The sequence below is a fragment of the Methylobacterium sp. FF17 genome (genome assembly GCF_025813715.1).
GTDB lineage: Bacteria > Pseudomonadota > Alphaproteobacteria > Rhizobiales > Beijerinckiaceae > Methylobacterium > Methylobacterium flocculans.
Window position 1 is genome coordinate 3,041,246 of sequence record NZ_CP107532.1, and the last position, 13,811, is coordinate 3,055,056.

The 13,811-nt window shown below is 59.6% G+C and carries 8 protein-coding genes, 3 pseudogenes and 1 other annotated feature; of the genes and pseudogenes, 7 read left to right on the forward strand and 4 right to left on the reverse strand.

Translation table 11 applies throughout. From position 1 onward, the window contains the following. Positions 1 to 129 precede the first annotated feature (129 nt). Positions 130 to 474 (reverse strand): transposase, encoded by a 345-nt coding sequence (locus OF380_RS14295; RefSeq protein WP_264045112.1) that lies wholly within the window; start codon positions 472 to 474, stop codon positions 130 to 132. 219 nt (positions 475 to 693) lie between these two features. Here OF380_RS14295 and OF380_RS14300 point away from each other — a divergent pair. The 4 genes and pseudogenes from OF380_RS14300 to OF380_RS14315 all read left to right on the forward strand — a co-directional run bounded on the left by OF380_RS14300 (position 694) and on the right by OF380_RS14315 (position 7,993). Continuing rightward, positions 694 to 1,921 (forward strand): annotated as a pseudogene (locus OF380_RS14300) (IS3 family transposase). Then, positions 974 to 1,090, forward strand: a sequence feature (AL1L pseudoknot). Its footprint overlaps the pseudogene before it by 117 nt. Before the next feature lie 986 nt (positions 1,922 to 2,907). Then, positions 2,908 to 5,325, forward strand: coding sequence for an Ig-like domain-containing protein (locus OF380_RS14305; protein WP_264045114.1), 2,418 nt, complete (start codon positions 2,908 to 2,910; stop codon positions 5,323 to 5,325). 255 nt (positions 5,326 to 5,580) lie between these two features. Then, positions 5,581 to 6,684: pseudogene (locus OF380_RS14310) on the forward strand (IS3 family transposase). Between the two features lie 886 nt (positions 6,685 to 7,570). Next, a complete protein-coding gene (locus OF380_RS14315) occupies positions 7,571 to 7,993 on the forward strand; it encodes a hypothetical protein (RefSeq protein WP_264045115.1) in 423 nt (140 codons plus the stop codon). An 84-nt stretch (positions 7,994 to 8,077) separates the two neighbouring features. Here OF380_RS14315 and OF380_RS14320 read toward each other — a convergent pair whose 3' ends face one another. Then, entirely contained in the window at positions 8,078 to 8,239 is a 162-nt protein-coding gene (locus OF380_RS14320) for a hypothetical protein (protein WP_264045117.1), read from the reverse strand. A 279-nt stretch (positions 8,240 to 8,518) separates the two neighbouring features. On the opposite strand from OF380_RS14320, the gene OF380_RS14325 reads away from it, so the two are divergent. From OF380_RS14325 to OF380_RS14335, 3 genes are all read left to right on the forward strand, one after another. Then, entirely contained in the window at positions 8,519 to 9,025 is a 507-nt protein-coding gene (locus OF380_RS14325) for a MucR family transcriptional regulator (RefSeq protein ID WP_264045119.1), read from the forward strand. Between the two features lie 368 nt (positions 9,026 to 9,393). Then, the gene (locus tag OF380_RS14330; RefSeq protein WP_264045121.1) at positions 9,394 to 9,960 is read left to right on the forward strand and encodes a PilZ domain-containing protein; all 567 of its coding nucleotides are present in this window, start codon (positions 9,394 to 9,396) and stop codon (positions 9,958 to 9,960) included. A gap of 471 nt (positions 9,961 to 10,431) precedes the next feature. Next, positions 10,432 to 11,783, forward strand: a protein-coding gene (locus tag OF380_RS14335) for an IS3 family transposase (protein WP_264045123.1) whose coding sequence is annotated in 2 segments (ribosomal slippage) — positions 10,432 to 10,768 and positions 10,768 to 11,783 — 1,353 coding nt in all. Because the reading frame shifts where the segments join, the coding sequence is not laid out codon by codon here. Between the two features lie 74 nt (positions 11,784 to 11,857). On the opposite strand, the pseudogene OF380_RS14340 reads toward OF380_RS14335, so the two are convergent. Beyond that, positions 11,858 to 12,337 (reverse strand): annotated as a pseudogene (locus OF380_RS14340) (IS481 family transposase); the annotation flags it as partial. 149 nt (positions 12,338 to 12,486) lie between these two features. Further along, positions 12,487 to 13,497: a glycosyltransferase family 2 protein gene (locus OF380_RS14345; RefSeq protein ID WP_264045125.1), complete on the reverse strand. Its 1,011-nt coding sequence runs from the start codon at positions 13,495 to 13,497 to the stop codon at positions 12,487 to 12,489. Between the last annotated feature and the right edge of the window lie 314 nt (positions 13,498 to 13,811).

Sequence of the window (13,811 nt, forward strand, 5' to 3'; positions counted from 1 at the left end):
GAGGCGAACCGGCTCTGGGCGGTGGGGCCCATCTTTGGCAACGGCAGCAAACCCCGTCGAACTCCGACCACACACCGACCCCGCTCCACTGACGTGCCGTCGACCGGCTGGCGGACGAACCTTGATCTCTCAGACGGCTTTCAGGCGCGCGCCCTCCGGAACCAACCCGGTGGTAAGATGGCGCCACAGAGCGACCAGCAACTTGCGCGCCAGGACAACCGCCGTGATCTTGCGGATGCGCCCGGTTCCAACTCGCTCGACGAACCAGCGTACAAGCCCGGTACCGGGCTGATAGCCCAGCCACAGCCAGGCCAGTTCGATCATAGACTTGCGCGAGAGCGAGTTGCCGGCCTTGGAGATACCTTGGTTGCGCTGCCGGTCCCCGCTGGCATACGGACTCGGCGTGAGGCCGGCATAGGCGGCCACCTGTTTGCGCGTGGCGAAGGATCGGTACAGCGCCTCGCGGACCAGCACCGTGGCGAGTTCGGTGCCAATATCACCAAGCCGAGCCAGACGTGTCTGGTTGTGAGACCTCCTTGGCGTCCACGACGATGCGAAGGGCTTTCCGGAGGATGCCGGGCTTGAGCGGTCTGTAAGATGGAGTGGCCAGCGCGGGATCGGCTTCAATGCGCTGGCGCAGGACTGAACCGCCCCGGGATTTTCGGAGGCTCCAACACTTGAGAGACTGGAGCCATGACGAAGCATATCCCACCCTTCTTCCCTGAGGTCCGCGAGCGGGCGGTCAGGATGGTCCAGGAGCATCAGGGCGAGTACGGCTCGCCCTGGGCCGCGATGCAATCGATCGCTGCCAAGATCGGCTGCTCGGGCGAGACGCTGAGGAACTGGGTTCGGCAAGCCGAGCGGGACCAAGGTCAGCGGGCGGCCCGACGACGGACGAGCGCGAGCGGATCAAGGCGCTGGAGCGGGAGGTTCGCGAACTCCGGCAGGCGAACGAGATCCTGAGGAAGGCGAGCGCGTATTTTGCGATGGCGGAGCTCGACCGCCCGTTCAAACGATGAAGGCGTTCATCGACGAGTACCGCGATGCCTACGGGGTCGAGCCGATCTGCAAGGTGCTGCCGATCGCCCCGTCGACATACCATGCTCATGCCGCACGGCGCGCCGATCCCAGCAGGCTCCCGGCACGGGCCCGGAGCGACGCGGCGCTGATGGTCGAGATCCAGCGCGTGTTCGAGGCGAACTTCCACGTCTACGGCGTACGCAAGGTCTGGCGGCAACTCGGCCGGGATGGGATCAGGGTGGCCCGGTGCACCGTCGCCCGACTGATGCGGGCGATGGGCCTGAAGGGTGTCGTGCGGGGCAAGACGGTGCGGACGACGATCCCCGATCCGGCAGCGAAGTGCCCGCTCGACCGGGTCAACCGCCAATTCAAGGCCCCGCGCCCGAACGCCCTGTGGGTCGCGGATTTTACCTACGTCGCGACCTGGTCCGGCTTCGTCTATGTGGCCTTCGTGATCGACGTCTTCGCCCGCCGCATCGTCGGCTGGCGGGTCTCTCGAACCGCCCGCGCCGCCTTCGTGCTCGATGCCCTGGAGCAGGCCCTGCACGAGCGTCGCCCCCTCCAGGGCGGCGGGCTCGTGCATCATAGCGACAGGGGCTCGCAGTACCTGGCGCTGCGCTACACCGAGCGGCTCGTCGAGGCTGGGGTCGAGCCCTCCGTCGGCAGCGTCGGCGACTCCTACGACAATGCCCTTGCCGAGACGATCAACGGCCTATTCAAAGCCGAAGTCATCCTTCGGTGCGGCCCATGGCGGAGCTTCGAGGCCGTCGAGTACGCCACCCTCGAATGGGTCGACTGGTTCAATCACCGCCGGCTGCTCGAACCCATCGGGAATATCCCTCCCGCCGAAGCCGAAGCGCACTACTATGCCCAGACCGAGGTGCAAGCCTTGGCCGCTTGATCCAAACCAGACAGCCTCCGGGAAACCCGGGGCGGTTCAGCCTGACCGCGACCGCGCTCTTCGACGGCCCCATGACCGTGCCTGCGACCGATCGAGACGTGCGTCTTGTACCCGAACACTGGGATGGCGATTTCGACCTTGGCCTTCGCACCGTTCGCCTTGGCGGGCCGCGCCTTGCCCCGCTTCAATCGGGCTCGCCAACCTCGCCTACAACCTTAAGCGCTTCCTCTGGATCGAAGCCCGGCCAGTGGCGGCCTGAGGCAACCGCGGGATGGAGCCCTGAGCCCTTCACGACTACCGCCGGACTGCCAGAAACCCAAACCGAGCCCACCAAAGTTGCGACCGCCGTCAAACCGACAGCCAAAATCCGCAATGACGCGGTTCTTCGTGGTGTCCGGTCGGCAAGCCTGAAAAGATGCGTCAGCTGATATCTAAAATACAGATGAAAATCGGCTACACTGAAAACTTGATATCAGTAGAGCGAATCATCCGTTTGTCCGCTCGAAGCATGCTCCTCTCAGAGATGCTCGGCTGGAAAATAGTCTGAGCCTGATCTCAGCACATCACGCCTTTGTTGATGTAAACATAATTTTCACAAAAACGCGAGTTGTTCGCTGAACGAATGGAATCTATGTTTGTCAACCCTACTGCGGTATATCCGCAACTCTATGCCCCGGGTTGCTGCGTTGCGGCATGCAACGGGTGGACTATCCTAGTTTTTACGTTAACCTTTGATTAGTCGCGTTGCCGTATCAATCTCTGATCCTACGCTTGGCCTTGCAAGATGCATGTTCCCGTGCGTAACGACAAATCTAAGCATTCGATTTGCTCGAAATGGCACCTGTTCTGCATGGCTTGCTAGATAGAGCTTGGTTTCATTCAAGTAGTGACATGCTTTTGCGCTGCTTGGGTTGTGCGCATTGTGCATAAGCATGCGACTGCGACATGAAGCTAGAGCATAGACAGTAAAATTGAGGACGAGTGCATTGACGAAGCTTGGAGCCTATATCGGTAATTCCGCTAAGAGCGTGCTGCAGTTCGAGGATTGGCTGGGCCGGAACGTCGACTATCTCCAGGTCCATACCGGACGGGCGAACTGGTCGGACTATGAGACCAGCATTAGCTGGGCGGGGAGCCAAGTCAGCCAGCTGAACAAACCAATCTACTGGACTATCCCAATGTTCGCCAATGGCGGCAGCCTCAGCGCCGCAGCTGCCGGTAGCTACAAGGAGTACTGGGTCGAGGCCGCCAAGAACATCCTCGCCACCCGCTCCAGCGACAGCCAGATCGTGGTGCGCTTTGGTGAGGAGTTCAACGGCGGATGGATGCCCTGGGCAGCCAAGGGCAACGAGCAGGCCTACATCCAGGCTTATCGCGGCATGGTCGATGCCTTCCGCTCCGTCTCCGACAAGTTCGCCTTCGACTGGAACGTCAACGTCGGCAACCAGGGTATGAACCCGGCCAAGGCCTATCCCGGCGATGCCTATGTCGATTACATTACCATGGACATCTACTACAACACCGCCTGGGATCCCAAGGACCCCAACGCCGCCTTCGACTCCATGCTCAAGCGCGACTACGGCCTGAACTGGCTCGACAGCTTCGCCAAGGCTCACGGCAAGCTCATCGCCATCCCCGAATGGGGCGTCATGTCGGACAAGGCCGGCCCCTACATCGCCAAGTTCGCCACCTGGATGGAGACCCACAACGTCGCCTACCAGTCCTACTGGAACTCGAATGCTGACTTTGCCGGCGCGCTCAGCACCGGCACCAAGCCCAATGCGGCTGCAGCTTATATCGACGCGTTCGGCGATACGCACGACACCGGCAATATCGCTCCAGTCGGCAAGACCGATGCCTATTCTGTGCAGGAGAACGCCACATTGACCCTCACAAAGCTACTGGGGGTGCTCGCCAACGACACGGACGCCAACGGTGATGCTTTGACAGCGATGTTGGTGGATGGTCCGGCGCACGGCAAGCTCACGCTGAACACGAACGGTTCGCTCATCTACACGCCCGACACGAACTACAGCGGGACCGACAGCTTCACTTACGTTCCACGCGACGGCAAGGGTGCCGGCAACGTGACCAAGGTGTCGCTGACGGTCACCGAGAGCCACGATGCGCCGGCCTCGGCTGCGCCTGTGAACTGGGTGGTGGGCACGAACGGCAGCGACACGCTGGTGGGGGATGCGCGCAACAACTCGCTCAACGGCGGCGGTGGTCAGGACACGATGAAGGGTGGCCTGGGCGACGATACCTACGTGGTCGACCGGCCCAAAGACGTTGTCATCGAGTACGCCAACGAGGGCATCGACACAGTTGAGAGCTGGGCACCGACCTACACGCTCTCGGCTCATGTCGAGAACCTGAAGCTGCTCGGCACAGGTCAGACCGGCATCGGGAACGAGCTCGCCAACGGCATCACCGGCGGAGCGGGCAACGACATCCTCAACGGCAAGGGCGGCAACGACTGGCTCACGGGTGCGGCAGGCGCTGACACCTTCGTGTTCGAGATCGGTTCTGGCCACGATGTGGTGCGAGATTTTGCCACCAGCGGCACGCAGCAGGACGTGGTCAAGCTCTCGGGCTACGACTTCGCCTCCTTCGCCCAGGTCCGGGCGGCGCTAACCCAGGTGGGCGCGGACACGCTGCTCACGCTCTCCGACGAGGGCAGCGTCACCTTCCTCAACCACAAGATCAGCGACTTCACGGCCAGGCATTTTGGCTTTTCCACGTCCGGGCCAAACTCACCAACTTCTCCAGAACAGCCAGTCGCGTACCCGACCCAGCCTGCATCCTCCGGCACTTCTGAGACGTGGACGATGGGAACCAACAGCAATGATACGCTGCTGGGCGATAGCCGCAACAACGTGCTGAAAGGTGGCGGTGGCCAAGACATTATGAAGGGAGGATTAGGCGACGATATCTACGAGGTCGATGATGCAGGTGACAGCGTAGTGGAACTTGCAGGCGAGGGCATCGACACCGTCGAGAGCTGGGTTTCGTATACGCTCTCAGCCAACGTCGAGAACCTGAAGCTGCTGGGCACGAATCTGACCGGCACCGGCAACGGATTGGCCAACCTGCTCGTTGGCGGGAAGGGCAACGACATCCTCAACGGTAAGGCCGGGAACGACTATCTCACCGGCGGGGCAGGGGCAGACACCTTTGTGTTCGAGCGCGGCACTGGTCATGACGTCATCACAGACTTCGTAACCAGCGGAGCCACGCACGATGTGGTCGATCTAACCAGCTTTAGCTATGCGAATTTTAGAGAGGTCCGTGCAGCACTCACGCAGGAAGGGTCTGACACGCTGCTGAGCCTCGCGGACGGCAGTCAGGTCACGTTCCTCAACCACAAGGTCGGCGACTTTCATGCCAATGACTTTTTGATATAGTCACTCGTCACGTGGTCTCAGATAGGATGCCCTGAAAGGATTGTCGCAAGCCGTGCCATAGGCCGCAAGAAAGACCGGAGCTGAACTGTCCCAGTATTTGTGTGTTTACGCAGAGATAGATTGAGCGATTTTGGTCGCGCAGCTACATCGGGCTTGATTATAGTAGTGATGATAGAGTGACCCTAACCCAGCAAACTGGTCCGCGCTGAGCGCAAGTTTTTCGGGCATCCTGAACCCTGAAGGAGGGTGGATGCCATGCCTCGCAAACGCTTCACGAATGAACAAATCGCCTTCGCCCTGCGGCAGGCGGAGAACGGCGCCTCGGTGGACGAAGTTTGCCGGAAGATGGGCGTATCTGAGCCGACCTTCTACCGCTGGAAGAAGCAGTTCGTCGGCATGGGCGTGCCGGAGATCCGACGGCTCAAGCAGCTGGAGGACGAGAATGGTAAGCTCAAGCGGCTGGTCGCTGACCTGACGCTGGACCGCTCGATGCTGCAGGACGTGCTCAAACGAAAGTGGTGAGGCCCGCCGTTCGCCGTGAAGTCGCCGGTCACTTGCAGGTGACCTACGACATCAGTGAGCGTCGGGCCTGCCAGGCCACCGGCTTCGGCCGTTCGTCCCAGCGTTACAGGAAGCGAGCCGACCCGCAAGTCGCTCTGCGGATGCGGTTGAAGGAGCTGGCCGCCGCACGGGTCCGTTACGGCTATCGACGGCTGCACATCTTGCTGCGACGGGAGGGCTGGGAGGTGAACCACAAGCGCACCTACCGGAACAACCCGCGACGAGGGGCTATCGATCCGGTCAAAGCTGCCTAAGCGCAAGCGGGCTTGGCGGTATCGTCAGGGTAGGCCAGGGATCGGTGGGCCCAACGAGGTCTGGGCGATGGACTTCGTATCCGACCGCATCTTCGACGGACGTCCATTCCGGATCTTGACCATCGTCGATTGCCACACGCGAGAGGCGCTCTCGCTCACACCGAGAGCCAACTTCCGCGCCTACCAAGTGACCGAGGCGCTCGACGCCTTGGTCAAGCTGAGGGGACGGCCCAAGAGCTTGCGGGTCGACAATGGGCCGCAGTTCGCCGGTCGCATGCTCGACCAGTGGGCCTACCTGAACGGGGTCGAGATCGACTTCTCCCGACCGGGCAAGCCCACCGACAACGCCTACGTCGAGTCGTTCAACGGCCGCCTACGAGAGGAATGCCTGAACGCCTCTTGGTTCCTGTCTCTGGCTGATGCCCGCGACCGCATCGAGGAATGGAGGTGCCACTACAACGAAGATCGACCCCACACGGCCCTGGGCGGCTTGACGCCCCGAGCCTTCGCCAACCAAGCTGTCACAGCCCGAGAACTTGCATAGGCCGTGGACCACAAACGGGGTCAACTCCAACATGGCTCGAAGCCATACCTCCGGGAGGACCACTTTTCAGGAGGCAGGCCAAAAGACGTATACCATTAATTAATCATAGAAGCGGACTTTGGCATCCCGTGAGAGAGCCGCCATGAGATCTGCACTCGCTGCCTCCGTTCTTATCTTCAGCCTTGCGGGGTATGCATCGGCTCGGCCTCTTGGTGTCCGTATTCAGCCGGGCGCCGCAAGTATCACATCTATGGAGGAGATTAAAACCCATAGTTCATCAAGTGATATGGATGTGATGGCTCTGCGGGATGCAAACAGCGCAAGCCGCGTGCGTCAGGATGAGTTTGACGCAAGATTATCTAATCTTGGAAAACGCGCGCTGTCATCCGTGTGTGACGCTTGTGGAGCGGAAATACTTCCCCCGAAGATGGGGAGAGATCCTGTAACTCGCCCCGTCCTGAGTTTGCGCTTAGCCGATGCTGAGTCGATTTACTCCCGCCGGAGCGGTTTCGACCCTGCTCAAGCACCTGTCGATTAGATACTGAAGCCCATGCGCGTTCCCGTCTGAGCGTGGTTCCACTGACAACCCGCTGAGCGCACCCTTGAAGTCCTGCGATGGCGCCATCCGAGCCGGGGCGGTACTGGCTGAGGCTACGCTCCCGCTCCCCCGCCCCGGCTTCGTGACGAATTCCCTGGATTGATCTCTGCTGGATTGGCCGCCGCCTGACGATTTGTCATTCAATGCATTCCCCGCCTCACACGGGCGGCCCTTCGTCCTGGGTTTCCGGGTGTTCTCAGCGGCTCCGCGCATGGTGGCTAACTCGGCGACCCGATACAGCCACTTAGATTAAGTGCTCTCGCCCTCTTCTTTTTCCGCCAAGGCACGATGTTCGGCCAACAGGCGTCGCATCGTGCGATCAGCATCCGAGCAGTCAGCTGGCTCATCGCTATCCGTGCTGCAGCCTTCGATCGTTTCCGTGGTCTGCTGTTCGACTATCGCGCGATCGGCATCACTCAGGCGGGCAAGCTCTCCAAGACCCAGTTCGAGCGCGACGTGAGTGGCTATCTCCTTCCGCTTAGCGGCGAGAGCGAACACCTTACCCTTCATCGGATCATCGTCGCTTCGCCCGACCTGCTGAGTGAGTGCCCGGCGCCATCCAACGGGAAGCGAAGCGCCGCGAAGGCGCATGCGATCCGTGACGCTGGCCAGCACCATCTGCCAGTGCTCCGGGCTCAGGGCAGACAGATCCTTCGCGAAGCCGAGGTTGTGAGCGGCCTGTTCAGCTGCCTCTCACCACTCGAAGCCTAGCTCCTGCGGCTTTGTCGAGACTGCGATAATCGATGCGTCATGCATGCTGAACCCCTACGAGTGGACTCCTGCGGTACTAACGCCTCATAGTTCGACGTCATCGGCATCGCAGCCCTTCCCTGCCCCGAGGGCTTCCGCGAATAGCGCGCCCATCTGCACGTCGCCGCAATCAGGCAACCGCATGTAGCGGCCCGGCCAGCGGATCATGTCGTACACAAACCAGCGGGTTTCGAACTCCATCGCCAAGCGCGGCCCCTCCTCCGGGTAATCGGAGATGAACTGGAGTGCGAGCCTGCACGGGCTCAAAGAGCTTCACCTTATTTTGTCTGACCGGGCTCACGGCCGGCAACCGCTACTCGGTTTCCCATCAGGGAGAGCAAAGGAGCGCTCCGCGGCAGCACGGCATACGATCACAATGCGACGAGTGCTTCTTTACAACGGGATGGGGGATCTGATCAATGTCTCTTCCCGCCGTGCGCCTTGATGTGATGAAACCGCGGGATCATTCGATGATAAGGATCTGACGTGCTCGATACACCCGAAGAGAACACGCCTAAAGAAACCGGCCTCGACCATGTCGACCTGACGGCTACCATCGTGTCAGCCTACGTCACCAACAATTCCGTCCGGCCTGCGGATCTGAACGAGTTGATCGCAAGCGTGCATCAAACCCTTAAAGGTCTGAGCGGGCCTGCTACGCCAGCCGCGGACCAGATCAAGAAGCCCACGCCGGCTGAGGTCAAGAAGTCGATCACGCCGGAGGCGCTGATCAGCTTCGAGGATGGTAAGCCCTACAAGACCCTGCGGCGGCACCTTACGATGCGAGGTCTCTCCCCAGAGGCTTATCGGGCTAAGTACGGTCTGCCGGCCGACTACCCAATGACTGCGGCCAGCTACTCAGAACACCGCGCCGAGCTGGCGCGTGCTGCTGGGCTTGGGAGCTATCGGAAGGCTGCTTCAAAGGCCGCTGAGCCGGATGAGACAGCATCGGACGCTCCGAAGCGCCGCGGTCGGTCAGCTAAGGCCTCCTGAGGCCAACGAGGCTGGAGCTCGCTCCAGCCTTCGGAGGCGCCCGGCTCGGTACTCAGAGCCGGCCAGTTTCTCTAAGCGCTGCAAGTCTCTGGAGCGCGATGCGTCCAGCTGGCGACATTGGCATTGACTGCATCTCGATAGCATCGAACTGACGACGTGGGTCTGCATCTCGCCACAGGGGCGCCTTAGCTCTGTAAATAACATTTGTCGATTGTCAAGCAGGTTTAGTCTATGCAATCCTACGCCTCAGACTAGATGTTCCATATCCACGCAACTTATTTATGCAAATATTTTCATTATTTATTAACCCGCAAGTTCGGATATTGGTGCGCATTCGATGTAATATTGCAACAGGTTGGAGGTGCACAATGTACGATCGGCGACGCGTTCAGAGACAACAGTGCAGCCTCGAAGCGAGGATCTTCATTCCGCGTTCTAGCAACCCGATTCCTTGCGTGATCACGGATATCTCGTCTCACGGAAGCTTCTTGCGCACGCCGAAGAACATCTCGATCCCCGCGAACTTCGATCTTTCTATTGGTAGGAGCAGCTTACCACGGGCATGTCGCCTTGCTCGCCGAGAAGCTGATGGCTTTGGTGTCGAGTTCCTCGATCCTGTCCGTCACGAAGTCGAGGAGATCCTCATCGAGACCGCGTTCAAGGAGGAGTTGCTGTTTGAGGCTCTCAGCCCAGCCTTAGACGGTGAAGTCACAATGACCCAGGTTCGGCTCCGTCGAGCGGTGAACGCAGTCATGGACCTGATCGAGCGCCGCAACGCCATGGGCTGGGACCACATCGCGCCTTTGTCAGATCCGTTCGAGCAGGCGCACCAGACGCTTCGCGATGCTGGTAAGTCTCTGAGACACGCCTCACTTGCAAGGCTCCCAGCGCCTGCTTCAGGCAACGGACAAGGCCGACGCTCAGCGGCTATGTGACCGCCAAACGACACCTGACGTTTTCCCTTTGTTCCGCATGCCGGCGGCCCCGCATTTAGCGGAGCGCATGAGCCAGATGGAGGGAGCACACCCGCTTCTGGTCCCATCCCATGTTGCTCGCTTCCCGCTCCGTCATCCAGCAACACCGCGAAGTCGCCGCCGTGATGGCCACCTACGGGATGTTCCTCGGCGGCGTCCTGACGCTCGCCTGGGCTATCTCCTGACGCACAAAGCCCCGACCGCTAGGCGGCCGGGGTTTTATGCGTCGCTAACCGCCTGATGCTGGGCAAACTTGTTGCATCCGGACAGCCAACATCATCTGCAGAGACACTCAGTTGTGATGGTACTCTTGTAAGTGCAGGCACCTGGGTTCGGCACTGACTGAGTGTCCGACGTCAGCACCTGTGGGACAGAATGAGGGTCTTCCCGAACGGAGGATGGCTGGTTCATCGTAGCCCCTGAGGAGCGAAGATGAAGCAGACATCCGGACCGGCCAAGAAGCCGGCAGAAGCGGTGATCAAGGACATCCGTCGGGCCACGCGTCGACAGTTCTCGTCCGAGGAGAAGATCCGCGTGGTGCTGGAAGGCTTGCGTGGCGAGGACAGCATCGCCGAGTTGTGCCGACGCGAGGGGATCGCCGCCTCGATGTACTACGGCTGGTCCAAGGAGTTCCTGGAGGCGGGCAAGAAGCGCCTGTCCGGCGACACGGCGCGCGCGGCCACCACGGACGAGGTGCGGGATCTGCGCCGCGAGACGGGGGCACTGAAGGAGGTCGTGGCTGATCTCGTCCTGGAGAATCGTCTGCTTAAAAAAAGCATGAGCGGGGCTGGGGGCGACGAGGCATGAGGTATCCGGCCCCCGAGAAGCTGGAGATCATCCGGCTGGTCGAGCAATCCCACCTGCCGGTGCGCGCGACCCTGCACAAGCTCGGCATCACGCGCTCGACGTTTTACCGCTGGTACGACGCCTACCAGCGCGGCGGCCCCGAGGCGTTGAGGGACCATCCTTCGCAGCCGAGCCGGGTCTGGAACCGTCTACCTGCGGAAATCCGCGAGCAGATCGTTGCCCTGGCTCTGGAGAAGCCTGAACTCAGCCCGCGTGAGCTGGCGGTGCGCTTCACCGACGAGCGGCGTTACTTCGTCTCGGAAGCCACCGTCTACCGGCTGCTCAAGGCTCAGGACCTGATCACCAGCCCGGCCTATATCGTCATCAAGGCCGCCGACGCGTTCCGCGATAAGACCACCGCGCCCAACCAGCTTTGGCAGACGGACTTCACCTACCTGAAGGTCGTTGGTTGGGGCTGGTACTACCTGTCGACGGTACTCGACGACTTCTCACGCTACATCGTGGCGTGGAAGCTTTGCACCACGATGCAGGCCAGTGACGTCACCGCCACGCTCGACCGGGCGCTGGGTGTGGCTGGGCTCGATCAGGCGCGGGTGATGCAGCGGCCCCGCCTGCTCTCCGACAACGGCCCGAGTTATGTCGCCAGCGACCTGGCCGACTGGCTCGGCAGCCGGGGCATGACCCACATCCGCGGTGCGCCTTGTCATCCTCAAACGCAGGGCAAGATCGAGCGTTGGCACCAGACGCTCAAGAACCGCATCCTGCTCGAACACGCCTACTTGCCCGGCGAGCTGGAGACGCGGGTCGAAGCCTTCGTTGAACACTACAACCATGCCCGAGCCCATGAGAGCCTGGGCAACCTCACGCCCGCTGACGTCTACTTCGGACGCGGCGAAGGGATCCTGGCCGAGCGGGAACGCATCAAGCGCCAGACCCTGATGGATCGCCGCTTGCGCCATCACGCGCAGGCTGCCTAACCTCTTACCCCAGATGGACCAGAGCCTCCGCTCCTGAACACCGCTGAATGTCCCAAATCACCTGACGACGGACATTTGGATGTCCTGTCGAAGGCCACTCGGGGGTACAGCTTGCCTTCGCCGGTGCGAACTTCCGCGATGTCGATGTGGAAGAAGCCAATCGGATAAGCCTTGAAGGCTTGCTTGCCGGGCTTGTCGCCGCCGACCTGCGGTAACCGGCTGATCCCGTGGCGCTGTAGACAGCGATGCAGCGACGAGCGGGTCAGGTGCGAGATGGTGGCCTGGAGCGCGTACAGGCAGTCGTCGAGCGGCAACAGGGTGTGCCGGCGGAAGGCAACGATGATCGCCTCCTCTTCAGTCGTGAGCACGGTCGAGCGCGGCGTCTTCGGTCCCATCGCTGCGTCATGCACGAAGGCACGCTTGCGCCACTTCGCGACCGTCTTGAGGTTCAGTCCATGCTGGGCCGCAAGATCTTTGAGCGGAGCTTTCGATCGCTGTAGCGCTGCTCTGACCGCGTGTGTGGCCGTGGCGCAGCCGTGAAGAACCTGTCCCATAACGCCTCCCGGTGTGCGGCAGCCTCAGCGAGACCGATGCCACCACACTGCGGGACTGCACACCTAAGCTAAACTAATGCCACCACACCGCAGGACTGACCACTTAACCACCGTTACAAACCCCGCTCGGAGCTGTTCTGTTAGGATTCTCAATTCGATACTGACCCATTGCTGAAAGGGTTCATAGCTTTACGGCCAAATCTCAGGCATGTTAAGAAACCAATCGCCCAGCTCATGTGCATGACAACAGCGGCTAATCCGCTGCCAGCAGCGCACAGTGATCTTTGCTGCACTCCAATCATAGCACCGAGAGCTAAGCAAGCTACTACGTAGAGAACCGGGACGAGTATAAAATACGGCAGAAACGCTGACATTATCAAGCTAGCCGCACAAATAAGCATAACGATTACGGGCAACAATTGACGAAAGTTAAGTCGCTGCCGATGCTTGCAATAATTCTTAGCACGTCCAGTTCCATATTTAAAATACTGCTTAGCGAGTTGGGTAAAGCTTCCTCTTGGAAAATACTTCAGGCAAGCCTTCGATTCCATCCAAATTTTTCCGCCAGCTCTAAGATGACGTACGTCAAATTCCGCATCCTCGTTGTGGGTGAAACTTTCGTCGTACCCACCTACAGCCACGAAAACTTCCCGCCTGAAGGCTGCGTGATGACCGTGCTCTACCCATAGGGATTTGTGCCCGAGACGATGTAGTGATCCCCCGTTGCCAAGTCGACTGTTCTGAGCTGCAGCGATAGCGATCTGGCGACAGCCGGCCCCAATAGTTGTCATAGGCACGACAACCGACGAAGCGCCGGTTTCCAATAGGGCATCGTAAACCACCTCGACAAAGTTTTTGGGGTACTCGGCATGACAGTCTGCTCGAATAAACACCTCACTACGTGGATTTGCTAGCTTGACGGCAAGGTTAACAGCGGCAGATTGCACCCGCTTTTCGTTATGAATGAGCCTGATGCGTGGATTTCCTTTAGCGATATCGCGAACGATAGCTACCGTGCGATCGCGACTGCCACCATCTACTACCAAGATTTCATAATCGAACCGATTCATATCTGAGGAGAGACATATAAGAGTTCGTGCAACATAACGCTCCTCGTTTAACGTTGGTACAATGATTGTTAAATGTGTCCTGCTGGTCATGCCTTTTCCCATTGCAAGTTGATGAAACCACAGCGCTAAGCAACGCTCCTGGCAGCTTTTTGTTAAACTAACACCGACGAGGTCTCTACCGTATACGTAGTAAAATGAATTATTATAAGTGATTTTTGTATCATTGTCAGTGAAAGCAAATGATATTTCTGATGAGCTAGGTATCTCTGCGCTAAATGTATGCTGAAATACTAGAACGCGGCCCCACAATACATAATTGCATTAAGTGATTTAAGGGTGGCACTACATACAGTATGAATCTGGCCGACATAGTGTTCAAAAGATTATCTTAGTTTTCCGGTCTA